General features: G+C 65.4%; 26 protein-coding genes. 18 read left to right on the plus strand and 8 right to left on the minus strand.

The genetic code is table 11. From position 1 onward, the window contains the following. Nucleotides 1–3 precede the first annotated feature (3 nt). Together traD and V8Z74_RS09520 are read left to right on the plus strand one after the other, a co-directional pair. Complete coding sequence (traD, locus tag V8Z74_RS09515) at nucleotides 4–2,196, plus strand: type IV conjugative transfer system coupling protein TraD (protein WP_003050282.1); 2,193 nt, start codon at nucleotides 4–6, stop codon at nucleotides 2,194–2,196. Continuing rightward, nucleotides 2,193–2,942: a TIGR03747 family integrating conjugative element membrane protein gene (locus tag V8Z74_RS09520; RefSeq protein WP_003050279.1), complete on the plus strand. Its 750-nt coding sequence runs from the start codon at nucleotides 2,193–2,195 to the stop codon at nucleotides 2,940–2,942. The genes traD and V8Z74_RS09520 overlap by 4 nt, the downstream gene beginning before the upstream one ends. Nucleotides 2,943–2,982: 40 nt before the next feature. On the opposite strand, the gene V8Z74_RS09525 is transcribed toward V8Z74_RS09520, so the two are convergent. Genes V8Z74_RS09525 through V8Z74_RS09560 form a run of 8 tightly spaced genes read right to left on the minus strand, consistent with a single transcriptional unit; the run spans nucleotide 2,983 to nucleotide 10,219 of the window. After that, a complete protein-coding gene (locus tag V8Z74_RS09525; protein WP_003050276.1) occupies nucleotides 2,983–5,607 on the minus strand; it encodes an AAA family ATPase in 2,625 nt (874 codons plus the stop codon). A gap of 9 nt (nucleotides 5,608–5,616) precedes the next feature. Further along, a complete protein-coding gene (gene nucC, locus V8Z74_RS09530; protein WP_003050273.1) occupies nucleotides 5,617–6,342 on the minus strand; it encodes a CBASS effector endonuclease NucC in 726 nt (241 codons plus the stop codon). Between the two features lie 36 nt (nucleotides 6,343–6,378). Beyond that, entirely contained in the window at nucleotides 6,379–7,281 is a 903-nt protein-coding gene (locus tag V8Z74_RS09535; protein ID WP_003050264.1) for a CBASS oligonucleotide cyclase, read from the minus strand. Next, nucleotides 7,281–7,781 carry a type III CBASS phage resistance system CD-NTase-associated protein Cap7 gene (gene cap7, locus V8Z74_RS09540; RefSeq protein ID WP_003050262.1) on the minus strand — a complete coding sequence of 167 codons (501 nt, stop codon included), beginning with the start codon at nucleotides 7,779–7,781 and terminating at the stop codon, nucleotides 7,281–7,283. Before cap7 ends, V8Z74_RS09535 begins: the two co-directional genes overlap by 1 nt. Continuing rightward, nucleotides 7,778–8,248: a type III CBASS phage resistance system CD-NTase-associated protein Cap8 gene (gene cap8, locus V8Z74_RS09545; protein ID WP_003050260.1), complete on the minus strand. Its 471-nt coding sequence runs from the start codon at nucleotides 8,246–8,248 to the stop codon at nucleotides 7,778–7,780. Before cap8 ends, cap7 begins: the two co-directional genes overlap by 4 nt. After that, entirely contained in the window at nucleotides 8,245–9,159 is a 915-nt protein-coding gene (gene cap6 / locus V8Z74_RS09550) for a CBASS system CD-NTase-associated protein Cap6 (protein WP_003050256.1), read from the minus strand. Before cap6 ends, cap8 begins: the two co-directional genes overlap by 4 nt. A gap of 17 nt (nucleotides 9,160–9,176) precedes the next feature. Beyond that, nucleotides 9,177–9,752 (minus strand): PIN domain-containing protein, encoded by a 576-nt coding sequence (locus V8Z74_RS09555; protein ID WP_003050248.1) that lies wholly within the window; start codon nucleotides 9,750–9,752, stop codon nucleotides 9,177–9,179. Next, nucleotides 9,749–10,219 carry a helix-turn-helix domain-containing protein gene (locus V8Z74_RS09560; RefSeq protein ID WP_003050245.1) on the minus strand — a complete coding sequence of 157 codons (471 nt, stop codon included), beginning with the start codon at nucleotides 10,217–10,219 and terminating at the stop codon, nucleotides 9,749–9,751. The genes V8Z74_RS09555 and V8Z74_RS09560 overlap by 4 nt, the downstream gene beginning before the upstream one ends. Nucleotides 10,220–10,422: 203 nt before the next feature. On the opposite strand from V8Z74_RS09560, the gene V8Z74_RS09565 reads away from it, so the two are divergent. The 16 genes from V8Z74_RS09565 (at nucleotide 10,423) to V8Z74_RS09640 (ending at nucleotide 24,441) form a co-directional block, all read left to right on the plus strand. Then, on the plus strand, nucleotides 10,423–10,806 hold the full coding sequence (locus tag V8Z74_RS09565; RefSeq protein ID WP_003050229.1) for an integrative conjugative element protein, RAQPRD family: 384 nt from the start codon (nucleotides 10,423–10,425) through the stop codon (nucleotides 10,804–10,806). Continuing rightward, entirely contained in the window at nucleotides 10,803–11,036 is a 234-nt protein-coding gene (locus tag V8Z74_RS09570; RefSeq protein WP_003050225.1) for a TIGR03758 family integrating conjugative element protein, read from the plus strand. The genes V8Z74_RS09565 and V8Z74_RS09570 overlap by 4 nt, the downstream gene beginning before the upstream one ends. 16 nt (nucleotides 11,037–11,052) lie before the next feature. Beyond that, entirely contained in the window at nucleotides 11,053–11,412 is a 360-nt protein-coding gene (locus V8Z74_RS09575; RefSeq protein WP_020307818.1) for a TIGR03745 family integrating conjugative element membrane protein, read from the plus strand. An 11-nt stretch (nucleotides 11,413–11,423) separates the two neighbouring features. Next, nucleotides 11,424–11,822 (plus strand): TIGR03750 family conjugal transfer protein, encoded by a 399-nt coding sequence (locus V8Z74_RS09580; RefSeq protein WP_003050133.1) that lies wholly within the window; start codon nucleotides 11,424–11,426, stop codon nucleotides 11,820–11,822. Next, entirely contained in the window at nucleotides 11,819–12,511 is a 693-nt protein-coding gene (locus V8Z74_RS09585; RefSeq protein ID WP_003050116.1) for a PFL_4703 family integrating conjugative element protein, read from the plus strand. The genes V8Z74_RS09580 and V8Z74_RS09585 overlap by 4 nt, the downstream gene beginning before the upstream one ends. Beyond that, nucleotides 12,508–13,419 (plus strand): TIGR03749 family integrating conjugative element protein, encoded by a 912-nt coding sequence (locus V8Z74_RS09590; RefSeq protein WP_003050114.1) that lies wholly within the window; start codon nucleotides 12,508–12,510, stop codon nucleotides 13,417–13,419. The genes V8Z74_RS09585 and V8Z74_RS09590 overlap by 4 nt, the downstream gene beginning before the upstream one ends. Then, a complete protein-coding gene (locus V8Z74_RS09595; RefSeq protein WP_003050111.1) occupies nucleotides 13,409–14,827 on the plus strand; it encodes a TIGR03752 family integrating conjugative element protein in 1,419 nt (472 codons plus the stop codon). The genes V8Z74_RS09590 and V8Z74_RS09595 overlap by 11 nt, the downstream gene beginning before the upstream one ends. Continuing rightward, nucleotides 14,808–15,257, plus strand: a complete 450-nt coding sequence (locus V8Z74_RS09600; protein ID WP_003050109.1) for a TIGR03751 family conjugal transfer lipoprotein — start codon at nucleotides 14,808–14,810, stop codon at nucleotides 15,255–15,257. The genes V8Z74_RS09595 and V8Z74_RS09600 overlap by 20 nt, the downstream gene beginning before the upstream one ends. Continuing rightward, on the plus strand, nucleotides 15,257–18,139 hold the full coding sequence (locus tag V8Z74_RS09605) for a conjugative transfer ATPase (RefSeq protein WP_003050106.1): 2,883 nt from the start codon (nucleotides 15,257–15,259) through the stop codon (nucleotides 18,137–18,139). Before V8Z74_RS09600 ends, V8Z74_RS09605 begins: the two co-directional genes overlap by 1 nt. A gap of 24 nt (nucleotides 18,140–18,163) precedes the next feature. Then, a complete protein-coding gene (locus V8Z74_RS09610) occupies nucleotides 18,164–18,928 on the plus strand; it encodes a DsbA family protein (protein ID WP_003050104.1) in 765 nt (254 codons plus the stop codon). Between the two features lie 176 nt (nucleotides 18,929–19,104). Further along, nucleotides 19,105–19,599 (plus strand): JAB domain-containing protein, encoded by a 495-nt coding sequence (locus V8Z74_RS09615; RefSeq protein ID WP_003050103.1) that lies wholly within the window; start codon nucleotides 19,105–19,107, stop codon nucleotides 19,597–19,599. 163 nt (nucleotides 19,600–19,762) lie between these two features. Continuing rightward, nucleotides 19,763–20,209 (plus strand): TIGR03757 family integrating conjugative element protein, encoded by a 447-nt coding sequence (locus V8Z74_RS09620; RefSeq protein ID WP_003050101.1) that lies wholly within the window; start codon nucleotides 19,763–19,765, stop codon nucleotides 20,207–20,209. Next, nucleotides 20,206–21,153, plus strand: a complete 948-nt coding sequence (locus V8Z74_RS09625) for a TIGR03756 family integrating conjugative element protein (RefSeq protein ID WP_003050097.1) — start codon at nucleotides 20,206–20,208, stop codon at nucleotides 21,151–21,153. Before V8Z74_RS09620 ends, V8Z74_RS09625 begins: the two co-directional genes overlap by 4 nt. Before the next feature lie 10 nt (nucleotides 21,154–21,163). Next, complete coding sequence (locus V8Z74_RS09630; protein WP_003050095.1) at nucleotides 21,164–22,558, plus strand: integrating conjugative element protein; 1,395 nt, start codon at nucleotides 21,164–21,166, stop codon at nucleotides 22,556–22,558. Beyond that, on the plus strand, nucleotides 22,555–22,902 hold the full coding sequence (locus V8Z74_RS09635; protein ID WP_003050094.1) for a hypothetical protein: 348 nt from the start codon (nucleotides 22,555–22,557) through the stop codon (nucleotides 22,900–22,902). Before V8Z74_RS09630 ends, V8Z74_RS09635 begins: the two co-directional genes overlap by 4 nt. Before the next feature lie 15 nt (nucleotides 22,903–22,917). Then, entirely contained in the window at nucleotides 22,918–24,441 is a 1,524-nt protein-coding gene (locus V8Z74_RS09640) for a conjugal transfer protein TraG N-terminal domain-containing protein (RefSeq protein WP_003050092.1), read from the plus strand. Nucleotides 24,442–24,447: the final 6 nt, after the last annotated feature.

Below are 24,447 nucleotides of genomic sequence, written 5' to 3' on the forward strand. Positions count from 1 at the left end.
GCCATGTCGGGGAAACAGCCGGTCGAGGTTCTGCTACGCCCAGCGGTGGAGCTATACACCATCGCGGCGTGTGCAGGCGCCGCGTTTCTGTGCCTGGTGGCCCCATGGTCGCTCGCGCTGAGCCCTTCGATGGGCGTCGGCAGCGCCTTGGCATTCGGTGCCTACGGCGCGATCCGCTACCGCGATGCCCGCGTCATTCTGCGCTACCGGCACAACATCCGCCGCCTGCCGCGGTACGTGATGACGAGCAAGGACGTGCCGGTCAGCCAGCAGCGCTTGTTCGTGGGGCGCGGGTTTCTCTGGGAGCAGAAGCACACCCATAGGCTGATGCAGACGTACCGGCCGGAGTTTCGCCGCTACGTCGAGCCGACGCCGGCCTACCGGCTGGCCAGGCGCCTGGAGGAACGGCTGGAGTTCGCGCCGTTCCCGCTGTCCCGGCTGCCCGCGCTCACGGGCTGGGACGTGCCTTTCAACCCCGTGCGCCCGTTGCCGCCTGTCGGCGGCCTGCCGCGCCTGCATGGCATCGAGCCCGACGAGGTGGACGTCAGCCTGCCGCTGGGGGAGCGCGTCGGACACTCGCTGGTGTTGGGCACCACGCGGGTGGGCAAGACGCGGCTGGCCGAGTTGTTCGTCACGCAGGACATCCGCCGCAAGAACGCCGCAGGCGAGCACGAGGTCGTGATCGTCATCGACCCCAAGGGGGACGCGGACCTGCTCAAGCGGATGTATGCCGAGGCCCAGCGCGCGGGCCGTGAAGGCGAGTTTTACGTCTTCCACTTGGGCTGGCCGGACATTTCGGCGCGCTACAACGCGGTGGGCCGCTTCGGCCGCATCAGCGAAGTGGCGACCCGGGTGGCGGGGCAGCTCTCCGGCGAAGGCAACAGCGCGGCGTTCCGCGAGTTCGCATGGCGCTTCGTGAACATCATTGCCCGCGCCCTGGTGGAGCTGGGGCAGCGCCCGGACTACATGCTGATCCAGCGGCACGTCATCAACATCGACGCGCTGTTCATCGAGTACGCCCAGCACTACTTCGCCAAGACTGAGCCCAAAGCCTGGGAGGTGATCGTCCAGATCGAGGCCAAGCTCAACGAGAAGAACATCCCGCGCAACATGATCGGGCGCGAGAAGCGCGTGGTGGCGCTGGAACAGTACCTCTCCCAGGCCCGCAACTACGACCCGGTTCTCGACGGCCTGCGCTCGGCGGTTCGCTACGACAAGACGTATTTCGACAAGATCGTCGCGTCGTTGCTGCCGCTGCTGGAGAAGCTCACCAGCGGGAAGATTTCCCAGCTTTTGGCCCCAAATTATTCCGACCTGGCCGACCCGCGCCCGATCTTCGATTGGATGCAGGTCATCCGAAAGCGCGCAGTCGTCTATGTGGGTCTGGACGCGCTATCCGACGCCGAGGTTGCCGCAGCGGTCGGCAATTCGATGTTCAGCGATCTCGTGTCGGTCGCCGGGCACATCTACAAGCACGGGATCGACGATGGCCTCCCGGGCGCAACGGCCGGTGCGCGCGTGCCCATCAACGTTCATGCCGATGAATTCAATGAATTGATGGGCGATGAATTCATCCCGCTAATCAACAAGGGCGGCGGTGCCGGCCTGCAAGTCACGGCGTACACGCAGACGCTCTCGGACATCGAGGCCCGCATCGGCAACCGCGCGAAGGCCGGTCAGGTGATCGGTAACTTCAACAACCTGTTCATGCTCAGGGTCAGGGAGACGGCCACGGCCGAACTGCTGACGAGGCAGTTGCCGAAGGTCGAGGTCTATACCACCACCATCGTCTCCGGCGCGACCGATAGCTCGGACATCCGTGGGGCGACGGATTTCACCAGCAACACGCAGGACCGCATCAGCATGTCCAGCGTGCCGATGATCGAGCCGTCGCACGTCGTTGGACTGCCCAAAGGCCAATGCTTCGCGCTGCTGCAGGGCGGCCAGCTTTGGAAGGTACGCATGCCGCTGCCGGCGCCGGACCCGGATGAAGTGATGCCGGCGGACCTGCAGCAACTGGCCGGGTACATGCGCCAGAGCTACAGCGAGGCCACGCAGTGGTGGGAGTTCACCAGCTCGCCGGCCTTGCAGGATGCGGCCTTGCCCGACGACCTGCTGGACGATGCCGCTGCGGCCGAGCCCGACGCGGTGGCCACCGGCGCCGACGATGGCGCGGGCAACGAGGCCGTGCCATGAAGGATGCCGCCTCGACCGCGCAGCGGGAGCAGAACCAACGCCAAGGCTTGATCGTCGGCACCCTCACCTTACCGTTCCGGTTACTCGGGGTGCTGATCGGCTCGCTGCTGTTCTCGATCGTGGTGGAGTGCGTCGGCATGCACCTGTTCTGGAAGGACCAGGGCTGGCGCCACTCCCAGCAGATGCTGCAGTACGAACTCGGGCACCTGTCCAGCCACTTCACGCGGAGCGTGGTCGTACAGGAGCCGGGACGGACGGCGCACGAGCTGGTGGACACCGGATACGAATGGGTGTTCGTGCGCTCGGGGCTGCTGGAGCACATGAGCCAGACCGCCGAGCGCGCCCGAGCGCCCAGCCACGGGCAGACCCACAACTTCCGCTACTGGATCAGCCAGGTCTATGTCTGGACCGAGAGCTACCTGATCGCTGCGGCCTTCACGACGCTCACCTTCCTGGTGCGCCTGCTGGTCTTGGTGCTCACGCTGCCGCTGATCCTCACGGCGGCATTCGTCGGCCTGATTGACGGCCTGGTGCGACGGGATGTGCGCCGGTTCGGCGCGGGCCGCGAATCCGGCTTCATCTACCACCGCGCGAAGGCCAGCCTGATGCCGTTGGCCGTGCTGCCTTGGGTCACCTATCTCGCTCTGCCCATATCGGTGCATCCTCTGGTCATCCTGCTGCCCAGCGCGGCGTTGCTGGGGATGGCAGTTAGCCTGACCGCAGGCAGCTTCAAGAAGTACTTATGAGGTGACACGGGCGGCACTGCTCTGCAAAGCCGTGTGCCGTTCATCGGTTCTGCAGGGTATCAAGAGCAGCATCCAACGCCGTAACCGCCTCGACGACCGTTCTTACCGTCGCCCGATCGAACTCATGATCGCGCTGAGCGTCGTGCACACCGCTATTGAGGTAACCCCATTCAATACTCGTACCGCTGACATTGAGCAGCCTGACCAACGCCCCCACGGCATCCGGCGCACCCGCGTGTTGCGCCGCGATACGCTCGACGGCCGACCGCAACTTGGTGCATTTATTGTTCAGCTCCCAAGGCGCGCGGGGCCCGCTCAGCTTGATGTCGATCCGGCCGTCCGTCCGCCGACCCAGCCACGTCCACAGGCGGTCCGTCAGACTCTCCAGCGCCGGCCGGGCCTGACGCAGTGCCTCGCGTTTCTCGTCAGCCGCCAACGCCTGCTGGGCCAGAAGAACATAGTTCTTCGCTGGCGGGTCGCTGTCGACCCGCAGTTCGTGCTCTCCCTGATGCGGGAGAAACTTGTAGCGCTTGATGGCGCCAGCGCGCCGGGCGCCCAGCTCCTGCTGGATGCGATGCAGGAATTCCTCGGCGTGCGAGGTGAGGATGACCTGCTTACCGTCGAGCAGGCCATCCTCGAAGAAGGTGCGCCAGATGCCGTCGCGGTGGTCATCGTCGATCGCATTGACGACGTCATCAAAGATGACGACGGGACAACCCTGCGCGATATTTTTGGCGAGTAGTATCGCCAGGCCGAGGCACTTGATGTGCCCCTCGCTGAACACGATTAGCGCGTCGTAACGGACACCCGGCTCCCCAGCGAACTCCACCTCGATCTTGCCGTTCTCGGCCACTGGCAGCCACAGCGCGTGCAGCAGATCGCCGGGCGGATCGGCCCGGTTGAATGCGTTGTAGAGCTGGCGCGCTTGCTCTCCCAGCCCTTGGAGCAGCACACCTGGAAGTGCGGCAAGGTAGGCCTGAATCTCGGGCAAAAAGCCGTCGTAGGCAACCTTGACCCGCTGATGGTGCGCCACCACCGCCACTTCCGCAGCAACGACCTCGATCAGTTCGCGGTTCGCCTCGTCGAACTGGGCGACGGTCTGGCGGGCAGTGGCCAGATCCTGATCGGCCGCCCCCCGCAAGGTGCGCAGTCGTTGGACCTCCAACTGGTGCTGCTGTAGGCCATCTCGCTCCTGTGCCAATGCGCCGCGCTGGGCATGCACTTCCCGCGCCTGCGCGTCGACCCCTTCAATGATCTCGGCGATCCGCAGCAGAGCGTTCCAGGCACGTCGATCTCCATCGACCCAGGCACCAAGCCAATTGCCGGCCGCAGTGGGAGGCAGCAGCGGCAGGCCAGCACCCTGTGATTCGGCCGGACAGGCAACGGCACCCGCCGTTACCACGCGGCGCATCTCCTCCCACAGAACTCGGACCGCCTCGCTCAACTGCGTGCGATGTCCGGTCTCCTGCTGTTGGAGGGCAGCCAGTTGAGCAAGCTGCTCCAGGCCCGCGCGTGCCTTCGCGAACGGATCCTGCGCCACAGCGGCCAGTGCAGTTCCACAGGCGGGGCAAGCCGTCGCCCCGTCCGCCAGCGCCAACACGGCCTCGTAGAGCTTCGCGTATGACACCTCGCCGGCGCGGGCGGCAAGCTGCCCGGAAGACGCCCGCCACAGTCCCTGGATCCGATAAGCCTCTGCCAGCAACGCCTGCAGACGGGCCTGCGTCACTTCATAAATGGCAGGCGGGTTGGCGTCCAGTTGTGCCTGGACGTACGGCAGCCGCCCTTGTTGCTGCGGTGTGCCGAGCAGCCAGTCGACGCAGGCCTGGTAGGTCGCGCCAGGCCACATGCGCTGCGCCAAGGCCTGCTCTAGGGCCTCGACCGCAGCAATCTTCTGCGGATAGGCGGCGATCGTCTGCTCGGAGTTCGCCAACTGTACGCGGCGTTGTGCCAGCTGCGCAGCTTGGACACCGGTGAGCATCAGGTCCTGATCAAGCAAAGGGTTGAAGCCCCGCACGAATTCGCTGAACTGGTCCACGCCGAACAGGGTTGCGATCAGTTGCCGCTGGTCGCCCGGCGTCCGCGCGGCGATGCGGGCGAAGTCGTCAAGGCGGTTCTTCTCGATGAAGCAGAAGCGGTATTCGGCTTCATCTGGCTGGACGGCCTGGGGCTGGTCTTCCGCCCGGGACGATAGGACAGGCGCGACATGACGGCGCAGGCGAGCGTTGTTGCAGTACGTCCGCTGGTCGACCCGCTTGGCCTGCGCTTCGCTGATCGAACCGAGCATCGCCACTTCCAAGGCTTCGCAGAAGCTGCTCTTGCCGGTGCCGTTGGCACCGTAGACCAAGGTGATGTCATGGCTGAGGTCGAACGTCTCCTGCCGCATGAATCCTCGAAACGGCCCGACTTCGAGCTGGTGCAGTCGCCCGAGCGCCGGCCCGTTTTCGGGGCCGCGCGCGTCCCCGTTGTAGGCGACAGGCATCTGCGCCAGATGCGCGATGGCCAGCGGCGCCAAGCGCGTGGAGCGCCCCCGGCGTGCAGCACCGACCTCGGCCAGTGGCTGCAGGTGATCGAGCACCAGGTGCGCCAGCCGGCGCACGTCGTCGTGCACGTGCCGCTGCGCCAAGTGCGCTAGGAACCGGTGGTACTCCGAACGTATGCTTGCCACAGCGACCCCTCACTTGGTCAACCACTGACCGTAAGCCTCCACATCGATCATGGGGACCGTTCCACTGAACTGAAGCTGCGCGATCAGCTTGAAAAGAAACGCGGTCGCCGGCTTGTTTTCGTTGGTGTAGCTGTACGCGCCGCTGGCTTGGTCATAGAAAAAGTGCCCGTGGGCGGCAACGCATCCGATGTCCAGACGCCCCTCGGTGAGGTTTGCGTTCAGCGCCTTGTCCATGGATGGGCCCAATGCTGGACTCCATTCGCTCTCGAAGGTGAGCAAGCCACCCAGAATCGGAATCAACGGCTTCGCTGGGTAGGTCCCGCCAGCGTGCGGGATCGGCAGGCTCGTGCGGTGCAGCCTGCGCACACTGGCGACCTTCTCCTGGGCATAGGCCACAAGCCCCGCGTCAGCCGTCTGCTTGGCCTCGAACACGGCGTACACGCTTTCGGCTGGGATGATCGTCTCGTTCTCGTAGGTGAAGATAAAAGGCGAATATTGCCGATCAAACACCACCACATCGATCTGCTGGCTGAAGTTCCCCAGGCTGTCCACCACATGCGCCTTGGCCGCCTGGTACCGTTTGGGCAGATAGGTATCCAGCATGTCGATCCAGACGTTCTCGCTCGCATCCCCCTTCGTGCCCGGGTGACCGAAGGTCTTGCGTACTACGGACAGGCGCTGCTGGATGTCCTCGTGCAAGGACGACAAGAGTTGGGAAAGCGACCACTGGGACATGTTGTACCTCGATTGGACGTATGGCAGCCGACGGGGTCAGGAAAGCGGGAACTTGGGGCCAAACAGCGCACGCCAGGCTCGAAGCGCTTCGAGATTGCGACCGCGACGCGCGTGGTCGATGGCGACACTTGCGTCCTGGCTCGCTTGCGACAGCAGTTGCTGCGCGCGCTGCTTGCGCGCAGCGTCCATGTCGTTGCTGATCGCCGGCCCGAGGCCGGCCGGGTCAGGCCACTCGTCATGGACACGATCAGCGAGCGTGGCAAAGAATGACTGGATCTCGCGATCGAACGATCCACCCCAGCCGCCGTAGAGACATTCCAGTGCCATCACCTCGATAAGGAATGAGGGCTTCACCGGCTTCTGATCGCCGTGCTTGGGATTGTTGTTCCAGTACTTCACCATGCGCACGAGACCTTTCCACTCATTGCCATAGGCTTGGTGCGCTGCGGTCGCCTTGTCCTTATGGATCTCCGGGTCCGTCTTGATCCACTTTCCGGACGCCGAATCGGGGATCTCATACTGGTCGCCGGTGTCGAATGCGGGCACCGCATCCACGCTGACCACCCGGTAGTCCGTGTTGTCCTCCGCGTCGATGTGAACACCGAAATCCACGTTGATCGAGCGCGCCTGTTTGCGCACGGCTGCCGAACCGTATTTCTCCACCAATGCAGAGTGGAAATCATCCAGCACTACCGATGCGGCCTTGCCGTGGTAATGCTTCTCCGAGTCCTTCAGCACGAAGAAGATGTCGATATCCTTGAGCGGCTTCGTCTTCGTGTATCGAGCATAGGAGCCGGTCAGGAAGCTGCGCGCAATACCGAATTTCGTCTGCAGGTAGTCTCGCACTTCGTTCTGGCGCTGCGAGGCATTCTTCTGCTCGCGCTCGTTGAGTTCCAGGCGCGACTTGAACTTGCGAAAAGCTTCATCGATCGACAGCATCAGCGTTGCCTCCAATATCCAGCCTGACCCGCCAGGCCGCTGTGTTCCACAGTCGAGCCCAGGCTCTGCTTGACCATCCCATCCGTCGAGCGATAGCTTCCTTTGCTCCACCCATCCACGTCAGGCCGCCCGGGCTTTGTATCAAGCATGACTTTGTACTTAGCCTGCGATGGCAACAGCCCAGCCTTCTTGATCGCGTATTTCAACTGCTCGGTATCTGTCCAGAAGCTGCCGTCGCCATCGGACCACCCATACACGATGTCGATATCCCATCGGGTCACAAGCTTGTCGGTTGCCGGGTTGTAGATCTCCAGAATCACCTTGCGCAGATCACCGGTCCCGAGCCACGTCTTGATGGCTCGGGTATTGCTCTCCCAGCGATCCGCAAAGTGCTCAGGGTCCAGCCCACTGAGCAGGATGATGTCTTTCAAGCTCTTGAGGATGTTGTCGGTCACATAGGTAACCGAGTGCGTGTACGAGTAGGTGGCGACGGTGCTCATGACTTGAGGAAACCTCCGAGGTCGAGCGACAGCGCTTGCCCAGCATCGTCCTGCGCCTGCGTGGCAATTCCTTGGCTCAAGTCCCGTGCAATGATGCGAGAACAGTGCTTTTTGAGCGCGGTTTGCACCCAGCCGAGCTGCTCCTTCGGACACGGCAGCGAGACTCCCCAGTCTCCCTTCAACGGCTCGAACCCCAAGACTTCTTCGTTGGCATCATCACCATCGATCGCGTCTTCGTCGAAGAGGCAGTAGATCCTGGTCCGTGGTCCATCGCATGTCGCAACGATGGGCGCGCTCTTGGGTGCCTGGTCGGCGATCAAGCTGGCGGCCACGCCCGCCACGGCCCTGAGTTCAGAGCGAGCCGTGCCGTCCTTGCCCTGAGTGAGCAGTTCGACAATGGCATCCCACGTCTGCAACGCATCGCGGTGCGGCGAACTGCGAAACGTCCGGCTGACAACGGTGGTCATTTTTGCTTCCCTCCTTGAAGGCGCATTTGCTTTGCCTGTCGTATCGCACTGCGCAGGTGCTCTACGGAAAGCTTGTTCGGATCGATAGCCACTTGCGGGTCGGCCGCGAGGGCGTTGGCTACGACCTTGCGAATGGCCCGACCATCCAATCCGACGCACTCGCCAGCACACGCGTCGAACTGGTGAGCCGAGGAAAGCTTGCCAATCCCCGGAAATGTCTTTGCCAGGCCATTCAGGCAGTCCACCAGGATCTGCTTGCAGGCATCCTTGCCGGGCAGTGGCACCTCCATCACCATGTCGCAACGAGACAGGAAGGCACTGTCGACGGCCTGTGGGAAGTTGCTGGTGGCCACGAACAGCAGATGCGGGTTGCGTTCGGCCAACATGTCCAACTGCACCAACACCGCATCGGTGGCCCGGTGCACATCAACCGGGTTGGCTTCCAGGCTGAGCTTGGCTCGATCAGCCGCAAGCGTTTCGACCTCGTCCAGAAGGACGATCGTCGGGCCCGCCGCTGCGGATTCTGCGATCGATTGCGAGAACAGGTCTGCCACGGCGCGTTGAGTCTTTCCCATTGCAGAGCTCGTCAGCGTGTGAGGCTCCACTTCCAGCAATCGAAACTTCGCAGAAGAAAAAGATTCGGCCACACGATGCGCCAAGCCCCGTGCCAAGGAGGTCTTCCCAGTCCCCGGTGGGCCGACCAACAAGATCACGCCGTGCAGGGGGAGTACCGTGCGCTCCACCTTGGGGCGCACCGTGAAGTTGACGATCGCTTGTGACAGCAACTGTTTTTTGATGGCTTCGTCCATCACGATCGAATCCCACAAGTCACCCAGCGACTTGTCCGGCAGCTTCCAGCTTCGATGGATGCCTTTCGGCAAAGTGGCGTCTGATGAAGGATTCTTGGTCATCCGTGGCTCTCGGCGGGTCAGAGAATGGTGCGATAGGTCGCCAGCACCTTGGTCGTTTGCACAAGGCCTTGGCGCAGCAGGATTTCGAGATAGCGGTCCACATCGATCGGCGGATGCTTGAGTTGGGCACGCTGGCGCTGCGCAGCCGACACTACGGCGGCCGCATCCAGATCCAGCAGGTTGTCCACAAACTCATCGGGGTGCTGCGATTCGATGCCGTACGGAGCCAGCAGATCGTTCGGGAAATCCCGTTCGTTGAACGTCACAATCACGCTCGCACCGCAGCGAATCGCCGCAGCCAGGACGTGCCGATCGTCCGGATCGGGCAATGTCAGGCCTGCCACGAGCGCTTCGTAGCCCTCCACCAAGCCGTCCGGAATGGCCCTGTCCATGAGATCCGACGTCCTGTCGACCTGAACCCGGGTGAGATCGGGGCGGTTGATCAACAGGTTGCGTTTCCACTCCTCATGAATGGCTTGGCTCCACCGCGCCCGGAAGCGGCCAGACAGGCCGAGCCACATCAGGAAATCCCGCAGTGGCGCGGGATATAGAACGCACGCGTCGTAGACGGCGGTGAATGGGGAATGCCTCATTCGTATCCCATTCCCAACTCTTGCGACTGCTGAGCGAGTTCGGCCATCGCCTGCTCACTGGCGCGCTCGCGCGCTTCCTTGTACTGCATCAGATCGGCGAACCTCACCCTGCGGTGCTTGCCGGTGCGATGAAATGCCAACACCCCATCTTCTAGCAGCTTGACGAAATGGGGACGGGACACGTTGAGCAAGTCCGCCGCCTCTTGGGTCGTCAGCTCTGCATGGACGGGCACCACCTTTACTGCATTGCCATCGGCCAACTCGGCCAGGATGTCGACCAGCAGGCGCAACGCCGAGGTAGGCAGTTCCACCTGATGAGCCTGTTTGTGGTCATCAAAGATCTGGATGTGCTGCGTCTCGAACTGGGTTGCGAGGTAAGCCGCCAAGGCACGTTGACCCTGGACGGCTGCCTTAACCTCTCCCGCGGCGGGAAGGGTCATCTTGGATTGGGCAGTGGCGGTGGTCATGGGTAGCTCCTAAGCGAAAACGGTTGCAGAGCCGATCATATTCGAAACACTCGAAAAACGCAATAATCGAAACGCGACCCGGGCTTTTGTAGGTTCGCTCGCGGCATGCCCAATCCGGTCGTCCGCCAGTTCCTATTGTTTGCGGCCTAAAACAGCCCTGATCTCCACGATCACCCCATTGCTGATCACACAGGAATGGCGCGATGGTGGCTTCGATCTGGCTGCGCGCCGCGCATCGCGGCGTACCCACTCTTCTCGTGACGGCCCTCCTGCTGGGTCAGTCCCCGATGGCCTTGGCCGAGTCCCCTGCGCAGCGCCAGGAGCTGGTCGCCGCACTGCGCCAGCTCGACGCGCTGGAGCGCACCGTCGCGGACAGCGCCGCGCATGCCCCCATCCAGCCGGGCGAGCGCTACCACTTCGACTACCCGCGGCTGCTGGCTGACCTGGCGCGTGTTCGCGCCGGCATCCAGTTCCATCTGACGCCATCGCGCGCCCAGCCGCGCGACCCCTCCGAACTGGCCGGCGACTACCGCACCGAGCGGGCGACCGAGCCGCTGCCGGCGACGACTGCGGAGGGCAAGCCATGAACGGCGCCCAGGTCTCAGCATTTCAAGCCAACAGCGGCATCGCGCCTTCCGCGATGGCGACCGTCCTGGTCGGCGTCGTGTTCGCGGTCCTGCTCGTGTGGGGCGTCTGGGCCATCCGAACGGCCTACGTGGGGTGGTCCGAGAGCCGCCTCAACCAGCGCCAGTTCCTCGGCGTCTGCATCCGCTTCGTCGCGATGTACCTCGTCCTGAGTTTCTTCCTCCTGTCCTGACCTGAAAGGCCCGACCATGCACAACCGCATCTTCACTTCCCGTTTTGCCCAGCGCGCCGCCGTGGCCCTGGGCGCCGCCGCGCTGCCCGCGCTGTCGTTCGCGCAAGGCTTGCCGCAGTTGGAGAACCCGACGCGCGGCACCGGCAACGGCATCATGGAGACGATCCGCAACTACGGCTACGACATCATCATGCTCGTGGCCCTGTTGGTGGTGGCGTCGATGTTCATCGGCGTGTGCTACCACGCCTACGGCACCTACGCGGAAATCCACACCGGCCGCAAGACCTGGGGCCAGTTCGGCCTCACGGTCGCCATCGGCGCCGTGCTGCTCGTGATCGGCATCTGGCTGCTCACCGAAGCCACCGGCATCCTGTAAGCGAGGCCGGTATGTCCGAGCAGCAGCACGTCCGTGCGGACGGAACGGTCACCTTCCTTCCGCACCGGCTCAACCGCCATCCCGTTGTCGTGCGCGGCCTCACCGCCGACGAGCTGTGGATCTGCTGCGGCCTGTCCGGCGCCGCCGGCCTGCTGGTCGGCGCGCCGCTGTCCTGGGTGTTCCGCACGATCGCGCTGGCGCCGACGTTCGTCGTCCTGGGCGTGGCCTTGGGCGTGTTCATCGGCGGCGGCATCCTGCGCCGCCTCAAGCGTGGGCGCCCCGACACCTGGCTGTATCGGCAACTGCAATGGCGCATCGCCACGCGCCATCCGCTGATGGCTGGCTGGGTCGGTGGCCATGTGCTGATCTCGCGCTCGGGCTTCTGGTCCACCCGCAGGAGCATGCGATGAGCCGCTTCAAAAACGAGGTTACCCACCTGCAGGCGCACATCAAGACCTTGCGGCTGGGCGCGGGCGCGCTGGTCGTCGTCGCCCTGGTCATGGGCGGCGGCTGGTGGAGCGCGCCGCGCGACCTGACCATCCACGTCCCGCCCGACCTGCGCTCTGGCAGTACCCGCAAGTGGTGGGAAGTGCCGCCCGAATCGGTCTATGCGTTCACGTTCTACGTGTTCCAGACGCTGAACCGCTGGCCGACCAATGGCGAAGAAGACTACTCGCGCAACCTCCACACGCTCTCGCCGTACCTCACCCCGTCCTGCCAGGCCTTCCTGCGGGCGGACTATGACTACCGCCGCTCCACGGGCGAGCTGCGTCAGCGCGTGCGCGGCATCTACGAGATTCCCGGCCGCGGCTATGGCGACGACCCCACGGCGCGCGTGCGCACCGTATCCGATCGCGACTGGGTGGTGACGCTGGACATCACGGCGGACGAGTACTACGGCGCCGAGCAGGTTAAACGCGCCCTGGTGCGCTATCCGATCAAGGTCACGCGGGTGGACGTCGATCCCGCCCGCAACCCGTTCGGCCTGGCGCTGGACTGCTATGAGGGCGCGCCCCAGCGCATCAGTGCACCGGAGCCGGCGCGCCCGGCGCCGAGTGGCCTTTCTCCGCAAGCGCCTCAAGGAGGAAACACCCCATGAAGCATCCTGTACTCGCGCTGCTGGGGCTACTGGCCGTGGCCGCGGCACCCGTCGCCCAGGCGGTGGAGATCCTGCGTTGGGAACGCATGCCACTGGCAGTGCCGCTGAAGGTCGGTCAGGAACGCATCGTGTTCATCAACCGGAACGTGCGCGTGGGCGTGCCCGCGGGCGTGGGCGAACGCCTGCGCGTGCAGAGTGCGGGCGGCGCGGTGTACCTGCGCGCCAGCGAACCGATCGAGCCCACGCGGTTGCAACTGCAGGACGCCGACACGGGCGCGCTGATCCTGCTGGACATCGCAGCTGAACTGCCCAAGGACGGGGAAGCCGAGCTGGAGCCGGTGCGCATCGTCGAGGGTGACAGCGCACCGGGACGCTATGGCGAGCAAGCCGACAGTGCCGAGGCCCCGGCACGCGCCCAGGGCCAGGCAGGTGCGCGGACCGCGCGGCGCGAAACTCCGGTCCCTGTCGTGCTGACGCGCTTCGCCGCGCAGAACCTCTACGCACCGCTGCGCACCGTCGAGCCGCTTCCGGGCGTCATGCGGGCCAACCTGCCCCGCGACCTCGACCTGGACACACTGATGCCAACGCTGCCGGTGCGCGCGGTCGCGCTCGCGTCGTGGCGCCTGGAAGACCAATGGGTGACTGCCGTGCGCCTCACCAACACCGGCGCCGACTGGGTCGCGCTCGACCCGCGCGTGCTGCAAGGCGATTTCCTCACCGCCACCTTCCAGCACGAGGCGCTGGGTCCGCGCGGCACGCCCGAGGACACGACCGTCCTCTACCTGGTCACGCGCGGCCGCGGCCTCGCGCAGTCGCTGCTGCCGGCGATTCACCGCTTCGACCCTGCCGTGCATCTGCCGCAGCCGGACGGCGACGAGAACGTCGAGGAGGCCCGCCATGCGCAGTAACGGCCTGCTCAAGTGGCTGATGATCCCTGTCGCCATCCTGGTGCTGTTCGTCGGTATCCGGCTGTTCTCGGGTGGCGGCAGCACGGCGCCACCCGCGGCGGACAACGGCGCCCAGCTCACGCCCGAGGAAATGAAGGCGCTGGGCATCGAAGGCGACACCCCGCGCGACACCGTGGCGACGCTCGTTGCCCAAGTGAAGCAGTTGCGCACCGAGCTTCAGACCGCGCTCTCGGACAACAAGTCGCAGCGTGAAGAGAACCAGCGGCTGCGCCAGCGCGAGAACTCCATCGACCAGCGCATCAACTCGGCGCTCGAATCCGAGCGGTCCAACCTGCGCCGCGACCAGGAGCAGGCGGCCAGCGCGCGCCAGCAGACCGAAGGGCTGCTCGCCGACCTGCAGCGGCGCCTGGACAGCATCGGCGGGCGCGGCGGCGGCCATGCGGACCTGCCCGTGGGCCTGGGGCTGCAGGGCGGCGACGAGGCCGGCATGGAGGGCGGCGTGCGGTGGGTCGAGCCGGACGACGCAAAGCCCGCCGAGGGGCGCAACGCCGGTCGTGGCGCGAGCGGCGGAATGAGCTTCCCCACGAGCTTCGGCCCGGCGCAGAGCACGCTCGAAACCACCGCGGAAACCGTGGCGAACGCGGGCGCGCAAGTCGCGGGCGTCAAGACCGCGAAGCCCGTCTATACCGTGCCGACCAACTCCACGCTCATGGGCTCGGTCGCGATGACGGCGCTGATCGGCCGTGTGCCGATCGACGGCACGGTGAACGATCCCTATCCGTTCAAAGTCCTGGTCGGGCCGGACAACCTGACGGCGAATGGCATCGACATTCCCGATGTGGCCGGCGCCGTGTTCAGCGGCACCGCCTCGGGCGACTGGACGCTTTCGTGCGTGCGCGGCCAGGTGCGCAGCATCACGTTCGTGTTCAACGACGGCACGATCCGCACGATCCCCGAAGACCGCGAGGGCAACCAGCAGAATAACCAGCAACGCGACGGCTTGGGATGGATCAGCGACCCGCACGGCATCCCCTGCGTCAGCGGCGAGCGGCGCAGCAACGCCCAGCAGTACTTGGGCTCGCAGGCCCTGATCACGGCGGCCGGTGCCGGCGTGGCCTCGCTCATCGAGAGCGACAGCGGCCGCATGTCGTATGTCGGCTCGGACGGCTCCATCGGCACCGTGGGCATCAGCGGCCAGGAGGCGGTCGGCCAGATTCTGGCGGGCGGCGTGCGGGACATGTCGGCCTGGGTCAACAAGCTCTACGGCCAAGCGTTCGCCGCCGTCTATGTCCAGCCCGGCGCGAAGGTCGCCGTCCACCTCGAAAAGCCGCTCGCCATCGACTTCGATCCCGAAGGCCGCAAGGTCGATCACCGCACAGGAGAAAGCCATGCTCTCGAACTTGAATAGCTTGGCCCGTGGCCTGGCGCTGGTCCTCGCCGTCGCGGCGCTCGCCGGCTGCGCCACCAGCAAGGAAAAGCTGCTGACCCACGGTGACCGCACGATGATGGACATCTGGCAGCAGGAGGCCGGGGACGGCGGTGGCGCAGCCGGACGGAACGCCGGCGGCCAACTGCTCGATGCGCGCCAGAGCCTGCGTCGGCCGCTGACCGACGCCGATATGCAGGCCGCACCTGCCGAGCAGATGCGCTACACGCGCACCGCGCGCAACGAGGTCCATCGCCAGTTCCAGCGCCTGCCCAATCCCGATCTCGTGATGTACGTGTACCCGCACCTGGCCGGCACCGATCCCGTGCCGGTGCCCGGCTACACGACCGTCTTCCCGCTGTACCAGCGCATTCAGTACGCGATGCCGGGTGAGCGCGTGGAGGACTACTGATGCGCTGGAAACTTCCCTGGCCTAAGCCGGCCGCGCTGAAGCTGGCCGCATCCGGCGCTGGTGATGACGAGCAGCCGGACGGCTGGCAGCGCCACATTGAGGCCTTGCGCCAAGCCGGCATCCCCGAACCCGGCTCGGCAGTCCGGGGCCGCAAACCGGCGACGGAGGCCGACGAGCAGGCGCTGTACGAGGTCGCACCGTCCTTCGTGGAACTGCTGCCCTGGGTCGAGTTCTTGCCCGAGTCAAGGTCCATGTTGCTGGAGGACGGCCAATCGGTGGCGGCCTTCTTCGAGCTGGTGCCGCTGGGGACCGAGGGCCGGGAACCGGGCTGGCTTGCCCACGCCCGCGACGCCTTGGAGAACGCGCTGCAGGACAGCTTCGATGAGCTGGACGAGAACCCCTGGGTGCTCCAGCTCTATGCCCAGGACGAGCCGAGTTTCGACCAGTACATGCAGACCCTGCGTGACTACGTGCAGCCACGTGCCCGCGGGACAGCGTTCACCGAGTTCTACCTGCGCTTCTTCGGCCACCATCTGCGTGCGGTGGCCAAGCCCGGCGGCCTGTTCGAGGACACGGTGGTCACGCGGCTGCGCTGGCGCGGGCAGACGCGGCGCGTGCGCATGGTGGTCTATCGACGTGCCACCGGGCAGGCAAGCCGCCGCGGCCAGACGCCCGAGCAGATGCTGAACATCGTCTGCGACCGCCTGTGTGGCGGGCTGGCGAACGCCGGCATCCAGGCACGGCGCATGGTCGCAGCCGACGTCCACGACTGGCTGCTGCGGTGGCTCAATCCGCGCCCCGCGATGCTCGGGCCCAGTACAGAGGACCGGGAGCGCTTCTACGCACTGGCGCGCTACCCGGACGAGACTGAGGCCGGCGAGATCGAACTGGCGAGCGGGCGGGATTTCAGCCAGCGGCTGTTCTTCGGCCAGCCACGCTCCGACGTGGAGCACGGCACCTGGTACTTCGACGGCATGCCGCACCGTGTGCTGATCACCGACCGGCTGCGCATGCCGCCCGGCACGGGACATCTAACCGGCGAGACCCGCAAGGGCGATGCGATCAACACGCTGTTCGACCAGATGCCGGAAGACACCTTGCTTTGTCTCACGATGGTTGCCACGCCCCAGGATGTCCTGGAATCGGATCTGAACCACCTGGCGAAGAAGGCCGTGGGCGAGACGCTGGCGTCGGAGCAGACGCTCAAGGACGTGCATGAAGCCCGCTCGCTGATCGGCAGCGCGCACAAGCTCTACCGGGGCACGCTGGCGTTCTACCTGCGCGGGCGCGACGAGGCGGAACTGGATCGGCGCGGCCTGGACCTGGCGAACGTGATGCTCAACGCTGGTTTGCAGCCGGTGCGAGAGGATGATGAGGTGGCGCCGCTCAACAGCTACCTGCGCTGGCTGCCGTGCTGCTACAACCCCGGCAAGGATCGGCGCCGGTGGTACACGCAACTGATGTTCGCCCAGCACGCGGCAAACCTGTCGCCGGTGTGGGGCCGTGCCCAGGGTACGGGGCATCCAGGCATCACGATGTTCAACCGCGGCGGCGGGCCGATCACCTTCGATCCGCTCAATCGCCTGGACCGGCAGATGAACGCCCACCTGTTCCTGTTCGGCCCGACGGGTTCCGGCAAATCGGCCACGCTCAACAATCTGCTGAACCAGGTCACGGCCATTTATCGGCCGCGCCTCTTCATCGTGGAAGCCGGCAATAGCTTCGGCTTGTTCAGCGACTTCGCCAGGCGCCTGGGCCTGACCGTGAATCGGGTCAAGCTGGCCCCCGGATCGGGCATCAGCCTAGCGCCGTTCGCCGACGCGCGCCGGCTGATCGAAACGCCCAGCGATGTGCAAACGCTCGATGCCGATGCGCTGGACGAAGACCTGCCACCCGATGCCTCAGCCATGGAGGCGGACGAACAGCGCGACGTGCTGGGCGAACTGGAGATCACGGCGCGGCTGATGATCACTGGCGGCGAGGACAAGGAGGAAGCCAGGATGACGCGCGCCGACCGCTCGCTGATCCGCCAGTGCATCCTCGACGCCGCCGAGCACTGCGTGGCCGAGAAGCGCACGGTGCTCACGCGCGACGTGCGCAATGCGCTGCGCACCCGCGGCCAGGACCCGACGTTGCCCGAGATGCGGCGCGTGCGGCTGCTGGAGATGGCGGACGCGATGGACATGTTCTGCCAAGGCACGGACGGCGAGATGTTCGACCGCGACGGCACGCCGTGGCCCGAGGCCGACATCACGCTGGTGGATCTCGCGACCTATGCCCGTGAGGGCTACAACGCGCAGCTCTCGATCGCGTACATCAGCCTCATCAGCACGGTGAACAACATCGCGGAGCGTGACCAGTATCTCGGCCGCCCGATCATCAACGTGACCGACGAAGGCCACATCATCACGAAGAACCCGCTGCTCGCGCCGTATGTCGTGAAAATTACAAAAATGTGGCGCAAGTTGGGCGCCTGGTTCTGGCTGGCGACGCAAAACATCGACGATCTGCCGCGCGCCGCAGAGCCCATGCTCAACATGATCGAGTGGTGGATCTGCCTGTCGATGCCGCCGGACGAGGTGGAGAAGATCGCACGATTCCGCGAACTCTCGCCGGCGCAGAAGGCGCTGATGCTTTCGGCACGCAAGGAAGCGGGCAAGTTCACCGAGGGCGTCATCCTCTCCAAAAGCATGGAGGTGCTCTTCCGCGCCGTGCCGCCGAGCCTGTATCTCGCGCTCGCGCAGACCGAACCCGAAGAGAAGGCCGAGCGCTACCAGCTCATGCAGCAGCACGGCGTCAGCGAGTTGGATGCCGCCTTCAAGGTGGCCGAGAAGATCGACCGGGCACGCGGCATCGAGTCGCCGGCCCTGGCCCTGCCCTGAATCTGCCGTGCACCGGAGAACGCCATGGAACAGAAACGCTCATCCATTCCGATGCAGGTCCAGGCGTTCCGCCGTCGGCGCTGGCGGGCCCGCTGGCCATGGGCGTTAGGCGCAGTGCTGGTTGCGCTGCTGCTGATCTGGCTCGTGTCCCGTTCGCCAGGCGAGTCCACGCCCCAAACCTCGGCGCCTGTCAGCGAGACGCAGGTGGCCGGGCCTCCTTGGCAGATGGGCAACCCGGCAGGTCGTTTCACGCTGACGCTCTACGCGGACCTCGAATGCCCGTTCTGCCGGTCCTATTTCCCTGTCCTCAAGCGTTGGGTGGCCGGCAATGCGGACGTGGCCTTGCAATGGCACCACCTGCCGTTGGCCGCGCATGAGCCGGCCGCGTCCGCCGAAGCGCGCTTGGTGGAATGCGCGGGCGAAGCCGGCGGCCATCCCGCCTTCTGGCAGGCTGTCGAGTGGGTCTATGTCCACACACACAGCGACGGCCAGGGCTTGCCCGAAGACCTGCGCCACCCCGCCCTGACGCCAGCCATCGAACAGTGCATTGCGAGCGAGCGGCCCGACGCGGCGATTCGTACCCAAACTGCGGAAGCCACGAACAGCGGCGTGACCGCCACGCCGTCGCTGCGGCTGCACGATCGCGAAACCGGCAAGGCGATCCTGCTGCAGGGCCCGATCGAGGGCGATGCCTTGCTGTCGGCCATGGACATGCTCGCGGCCGGCGATCCCGCCGCCACACCCACATCGGAAATGCCTGCCGACGTCGTCGGCGACATGCCCAGGTAGCCCCGGTCTTCAAGGCTACGGCGCAGTCCGCTGCGCTGACCACAACCCCGTTCGCCTCGCATCCTGGCCGCGAACGATCACCGCTGCCGCGGTGATGGATGCACCTTGTTCGTTCCCCAGGAGGGCTTGCCCTCCCAGGGCGAGTGCCCTCCGATCTCACCGTCTGGAGGTTCGCCATGTCTTTCGCCGTCAATGACTCCTGCCTGGAGTCGCTTTCCGCCATCGCTGCCCAACACGAGGACTGGATCATCCAGCAAGCCATCGTGCTGCTGGAGAGACGGGTCTTCAAAGCTGGACCGTGCCTCAGCCAACCGGCCGCTGTACGGGACTACCTGCGTCTGAAACTGGTCGCTGAGCCCAATGAGATATTCGCCGCTGTGTTCCTGGACAGCCTGCACCAGGTGCTGGCCTACGAGCCGCTGTTCAGGGGCACGATCAACGCGACTTCGGTCTATCCGCGTGTCGTCGTGCAGCGTGTGCTGGAGTTGAATGCCGCCGCGGTGGTCTTCGCCCACCAGCATCCTTCGGGCGTCTCCGAGCCGTCCAGCGCGGATCGCATGCTGACCCAGCAACTGCAAGCCGCGCTGGCGCTCATCGATGTGCGGGTACTGGACCACATCATCGTCGGCCAGGGTGCCCCGTTCTCCTTTGCGGAATCCGGCCTGCTGTAGCAATGGCACCGGCTCCTTGATCCACGCGGAGGCTTCGGCCTCCGCTTTTCATTGGCGCAAGACAAGCAGGTATGCGGGCAGTCCGCGATGCGCATTGTTTGTTGGGGCCGCATGGCGTTCGGCGTTTGACTATGGCCCTTGACAACTCTTGGGGGCGCTCGACATGCCAGCATCTTCATCCAGGTTCGCATCGGGCTGGCGAACCCTTGGCCTGGCCGTTGCGCTGCCGGCTTCCCTGGCCGTGTTCAGCCCGGCCAGCTTCGCCGCCGATGTGGTGATCATCACCGACAGCCGTCACCCGGTCAGGACCATGGGTGGCGAGCAGCTGATCGAGCTGGATGAAGCGCCCCGGATCGAAGCGGAGCTTTCTGCGGCGCTGCCCGCCGATCCCGGACAGGCAACAGCCATCGTGAAGCGCCGGCTGAGCCAGGGGGGCGCTGACCTCCAGCGTCGCATCGCCACCGAATACCAGGGCGTTGCCGACGCATGGAGCCTGGGCATCACCACCATTCCGGCTGTCGTGGTGGATCAGCGCTACGTGGTCTATGGCGAGCCTGACGTGGCCCGCGCCATCGCGCGCATCGAACAGCACCGGAGGGCCGAACCGTGATCCGCTCATTCGACCTTCTGCGCCGCATGCGGGCTGCCGTCACCTCCGTGCTGCTGCTCAGCGCCACGGGCAGCTACGCCCTGAACACGGCGACCATCGTGGGTTCAGTGGCTTCGCCCGATTGCCTGGAGTACCGGGTGGTGGGTATCTGCTACTGGCTCTACTGCACCTGGACCGGCTGCACGGTGCGCACGTCCGTCAAGGTCAGGCACTACATCCCCGATGCGGTGGTTTCGTCCTACTCGAACACCGGCGAGAACCCCTGGGTCGAAGTGCGCGCCATGAGCACGCCCAACCCTTCGGCCCAGGCCGGCGGGGACGGCACCACCAATGAAGATCACGAAAACAATCTCGCGAAGTTCAAGAACGCGGACGTCATCGGCCACCCCGGCGTCGAGGTGTTCAACCAGTTCGTCTCGTCCTCGGGCTATTTCTGCGAGGGCGCAGGCACGGCCTTCATGCCGTACCTGCTCAGTACGCTGGACACGCCGGCCTGGCGCTACAACGTACCGGAGATGGTGTACCCGGAGGCATTGATCCCGGGCATGCGCGAGGTCGGCGCGCGCTCGACCCTGAACCTCTGGGGCAACGTCTATCCGCGCGGCGGCTTCCTGCACCAGACGGACGACCACAAGGCCGGTGCCGTGGTGGCCCAACGGGCCGGCGATGTGGTCACGCGCCGCGGGCAGATCCACGTCTATCAGCCGCTGCTCGCCAACTCCCGCGATGGCTACTGGCCGGCCGGCGCGCTGATGGAGGGCGATGCCTCGACCGGCAAGTGGCAGGAACTCACGCCCGTCCTGTCCTCGTCCTGCACGGTCTTCCCGCGCAACGGCTTCCTGACACAGGCCCAACAAGGCGACTACGCCTGGGCGTTGTGGCGGCCCTATGCGTGCTGCGAACGCCGGGGCCAGGTGTTCCTCGGCAGCGTCGATTTCTATTGAGGGTACGGCGATGAAGCGTCCTGAACTGATGAACCCATCCGCCAAGGTTCGCCGCCCGCTGCGCCCCACGGCGCTAGCCGGCGCGCTCGCCCTGGTCTGTGGCCTCGCGTGGGCGCAGGCCGGCTTCCAGACCAGCGGCCCCGTCATCGGCGATGAGGTCATGTACTCGATCGGCGGTGGCAGTGCGGTGTCCATGGGCCGCGCCGCTGGCATGCGTTCGATCGGGGTCGGCCTGGGTTGGAACAGCAACCTCATCTGCGGCGACATGAGCATCCAGACCACGCTGCGCAATCAGCTCAATGGGATCACGAATGGGTTCCAGCAGATCATGAGCAACGTGATCCAGAGCGCGACCAGTGCCGTGGCATCGCTGCCGGCGCTGATCATCCAGCGTGCCGATCCGGGGCTGTACAACCTGCTGACCAATGGTGTGCTGCAGGCGAGGCTGGATTTCGACCGCTCCAAGCTGACGTGTCGCGCGATGGCCGAGAAGATGGCCGAGACGGCGGGCGGCCAGCTCGGATGGAGCCAGATGGCGGAAGGCATGGCGCTGCGCGATGCGGTGTCGAGCACGGATGCCGTATCGGCGATCGAGCAGGCCGAGACGCGCCGCGGCAACGACGGCGTGCCCTGGGTGGGCGGCAGCAATGCCGGCGGCGCGGGCCAGTCGGCCATCCGGGTGGTCGGTGACGTGACGCGGGCGGGCTACAACCTGGTCAACGGGCGCAGCGTGACTGACACGTCCTCCATCGCGCCCGCCAGTTGCGCGAGCCTGTCCTGCCAGACCTGGACGTCGCCGCAGCAGGCGACCGAATGGGCGACGCGGGTTCTCGGGGAACAGGTACAGCGCACGTGTGATTCCTGCACCAAGACCGAGACCGTGCCTGGCGTCGGGCTGACGCCGCTGATCCAGGAGGAGTACGAGACCAAGCTGGAGGCCTTGCAGGAACTGGTCTCTGGGACGCGCAACACGACGTTCGAGAACCTGCATGCAGCCGGCAGCACCTCGCTGCCCATTACACGCGGCGTCATCGAGGCGCTGCGCGACGAGCCAGACCAAGACCTGCTGGCGCGACGTCTCGCGTCCGAGGTCGCGTTGTCGTCCGTGCTGGAGAAGGCATTGCTGCTCCAGCGGACCCTGCTGACCGGCAAGAAGGAACCCAACGTGGCGGCCAACCAGTTGGCGGTCGAGGCCGTGAACCACGAGAGCGACACGCTCGATCAGGAGATCCGCAACCTCAAGACCGAACTTGAACTGCGGCGCGAACTGGCGAACAACTCGCCCATGGCCATCATCCAGCGCCACGGGACGCGCGCGGCCGGCTCGCGCGGCATCTACGAAGGCGACCCGGTGCCCGACCGCCTCGATCGGTTGCAGCGGGGCAACCCGGGAGGCACGCCATGAACGCGGCCTGGCTGCGCCCGCGCTGGCTTTTCAGCCGGCGCGCGGCAAAGGCGCTGCTCCTGGCGGTGGTCATCATCGCCGCGGCCGTGGGCGCCAATCTCGTCGGCATCTACCTCGTCGGCAGCGTTGCCGGCTGGGAGCGGTGGCTGGCTGCCAGCGCGGGCTACTTCCTGGTGTGGCGGCTGTGCCTGTACGGCGCGACGGTCTATGGCTGGGTCTGGATGCGCCGCCGGCTGCTGGCCCGCGAGGAAGACGCGCAAGCGCGGCGACGCCTGGTGCGCAGCGAGATCGCCGGCGTCGTCGCCATCGTGGCGCTGGAAGCCAGCCTGCTGATGCAGAGCTGAAGAGGGAGCCGCGCCATGACGCTTTTTACGACCGACTACCTGGAGTACTACCTGACGCTGGTGTCCTGGATCGTCAACAACGGCATCTGGGCGGTGCTGGTGTCGAGCGGAGTATTCGCGCTGCCGTTCGTCGCCATCATCGTGCAGGAGTGGTTGAAGGCCCGTGCGGAAGGTGCCGACGAAGGCAACAAGGGCGTGCTCTCGGCTGCGCGCATCGAGAACCGGGTCTTCGTCGCCATCGTGGTGGTGATGTTCGCTGGCATCCCGTTCATCGACGTGGACCTCAACACCATCCAGTACGACAGCTCGCGCTCGGCCCAGTGCCAGGTCAGCGTGCCGCAGCCCACGGATACCGGCTGGTCGCAGTCCTTCAGCACCATCAACAACCAGTCGGCGAAGGTGCCGGTCTGGTGGGCTTTCATGCACGCGCTCTCGCGCGCCGTCACGAGCGCCTCGGTGGCGGCGATCCCATGCGGCACGGACCTGCGGCAGATGCGCATGGAGATCGACGCGACCCGCATTGACGACCCGGTACTGGCTCAGGAAGTAGCGGATTTCTCGCGGGATTGCTATGGGCCTGCGCGGGCCAAATTGTTCATGCAGCGCCCTCAGCTTGATGAGCAGCAGATGCACGACGTGACCTGGATAGGGTCGAGGTTTTTCACGGACACGGGCGGCTACTACGACACCTACCGCTCAAGCACGCCGCGCGACGACTGGCCCTACGACAGCACCCGCGATGCGGGGCTTGCACAGGTGGGCAGCGGTGGCGGCTACCCGACCTGCAGGCAGTGGTGGGCCGATGGCGGCAATGGCCTGCGGGCACGCCTGCTGGGACAGGTGGACCCGAACCTGTTGAATCGCCTGGCAGGCTGGGCCGGGTTCCTGAGCAGGGCCGAGGTGGACGACTCGGTGATCCGCGCCATCGCGTCACCGCGGCAACAGAAATTGAACCAGGGTAGCGTCTATACGGACTATGGCGGCCAGATCGACAAGACCTTGCCGAACATCGTGACGCGGGCCACGGGAGACGTTGGGATGGCCGTCGGCGCGATTGCCGCGTTTCCCGCCATGGACGTCGTGAGACAGTCTCTGCCCATGGTCCTCGCCTTGCTCAAGATGGCGCTGGTCATCTGCATCCCGCTTGTGCTGGTCGTAGGCACCTACGATCTGAAGACGGTCGTTACCGTCAGCGTCGTGCAGTTCGCGCTCTTCTTCACGGACTTCTGGTTTCAGCTTGCGCGCTGGATCGATTCGACGATCCTGGATGCGCTCTATGGCTGGGGGTTCGGCTGGAATCGGCCGCACACCAACTTCGACCCGCTGGTGGGGCTGAACAACGCCTTCGGAGACATGCTCCTGATGTTTGTCACGGGCACGATGTTCATCGTACTGCCTACGTTCTGGATCATGGCCTTGGCTTGGGCGGGCGTTCGTGCCGGCAACGTGTTGCAAGGCCTCGCAGGAGCCACCGGAGATGCCAAGGCTGCTGGCGGAAGGGGAGGAAGCATTGCGATCAATGCAGTGTCGAAGAAGTGATCGCTG

The sequence above is a fragment of the Comamonas sp. w2-DMI genome, from assembly GCF_040187735.1.
Classification (GTDB): Bacteria; Pseudomonadota; Gammaproteobacteria; order Burkholderiales; family Burkholderiaceae_C; genus Comamonas; species Comamonas terrae.

Excerpts from the sequence above, each read along its gene's own strand:
- V8Z74_RS09620 (WP_003050101.1), top strand. The coding sequence starts at position 19,763 with ATGCCAGCATCTTCATCCAGGTTCGCATCGGGCTGGCGAACCCTTGGC.
- V8Z74_RS09615 (WP_003050103.1), top strand. The coding sequence starts at position 19,105 with ATGTCTTTCGCCGTCAATGACTCCTGCCTGGAGTCGCTTTCCGCCATC.
- cap7 (WP_003050262.1), bottom strand. The coding sequence starts at position 7,781 with ATGAGCACCGTCGCCACCTACTCGTACACGCACTCGGTTACCTATGTG.
- V8Z74_RS09640 (WP_003050092.1), top strand. The coding sequence starts at position 22,918 with ATGACGCTTTTTACGACCGACTACCTGGAGTACTACCTGACGCTGGTG.
- V8Z74_RS09585 (WP_003050116.1), top strand. The coding sequence starts at position 11,819 with ATGAGCCGCTTCAAAAACGAGGTTACCCACCTGCAGGCGCACATCAAG.
- V8Z74_RS09520 (WP_003050279.1), top strand. The coding sequence starts at position 2,193 with ATGAAGGATGCCGCCTCGACCGCGCAGCGGGAGCAGAACCAACGCCAA.
- V8Z74_RS09575 (WP_020307818.1), top strand. The coding sequence starts at position 11,053 with ATGCACAACCGCATCTTCACTTCCCGTTTTGCCCAGCGCGCCGCCGTG.
- V8Z74_RS09570 (WP_003050225.1), top strand. The coding sequence starts at position 10,803 with ATGAACGGCGCCCAGGTCTCAGCATTTCAAGCCAACAGCGGCATCGCG.
- V8Z74_RS09535 (WP_003050264.1), bottom strand. The coding sequence starts at position 7,281 with ATGCTGTCGATCGATGAAGCTTTTCGCAAGTTCAAGTCGCGCCTGGAA.
- V8Z74_RS09590 (WP_003050114.1), top strand. The coding sequence starts at position 12,508 with ATGAAGCATCCTGTACTCGCGCTGCTGGGGCTACTGGCCGTGGCCGCG.
- V8Z74_RS09595 (WP_003050111.1), top strand. The coding sequence starts at position 13,409 with ATGCGCAGTAACGGCCTGCTCAAGTGGCTGATGATCCCTGTCGCCATC.
- V8Z74_RS09635 (WP_003050094.1), top strand. The coding sequence starts at position 22,555 with ATGAACGCGGCCTGGCTGCGCCCGCGCTGGCTTTTCAGCCGGCGCGCG.
- V8Z74_RS09600 (WP_003050109.1), top strand. The coding sequence starts at position 14,808 with ATGCTCTCGAACTTGAATAGCTTGGCCCGTGGCCTGGCGCTGGTCCTC.
- V8Z74_RS09610 (WP_003050104.1), top strand. The coding sequence starts at position 18,164 with ATGGAACAGAAACGCTCATCCATTCCGATGCAGGTCCAGGCGTTCCGC.
- V8Z74_RS09630 (WP_003050095.1), top strand. The coding sequence starts at position 21,164 with ATGAAGCGTCCTGAACTGATGAACCCATCCGCCAAGGTTCGCCGCCCG.
- cap6 (WP_003050256.1), bottom strand. The coding sequence starts at position 9,159 with ATGACCAAGAATCCTTCATCAGACGCCACTTTGCCGAAAGGCATCCAT.
- traD (WP_003050282.1), top strand. The coding sequence starts at position 4 with ATGTCGGGGAAACAGCCGGTCGAGGTTCTGCTACGCCCAGCGGTGGAG.
- V8Z74_RS09580 (WP_003050133.1), top strand. The coding sequence starts at position 11,424 with ATGTCCGAGCAGCAGCACGTCCGTGCGGACGGAACGGTCACCTTCCTT.
- V8Z74_RS09605 (WP_003050106.1), top strand. The coding sequence starts at position 15,257 with ATGCGCTGGAAACTTCCCTGGCCTAAGCCGGCCGCGCTGAAGCTGGCC.
- nucC (WP_003050273.1), bottom strand. The coding sequence starts at position 6,342 with ATGTCCCAGTGGTCGCTTTCCCAACTCTTGTCGTCCTTGCACGAGGAC.
- V8Z74_RS09560 (WP_003050245.1), bottom strand. The coding sequence starts at position 10,219 with ATGACCACCGCCACTGCCCAATCCAAGATGACCCTTCCCGCCGCGGGA.
- V8Z74_RS09555 (WP_003050248.1), bottom strand. The coding sequence starts at position 9,752 with ATGAGGCATTCCCCATTCACCGCCGTCTACGACGCGTGCGTTCTATAT.
- V8Z74_RS09565 (WP_003050229.1), top strand. The coding sequence starts at position 10,423 with ATGGTGGCTTCGATCTGGCTGCGCGCCGCGCATCGCGGCGTACCCACT.
- cap8 (WP_003050260.1), bottom strand. The coding sequence starts at position 8,248 with ATGACCACCGTTGTCAGCCGGACGTTTCGCAGTTCGCCGCACCGCGAT.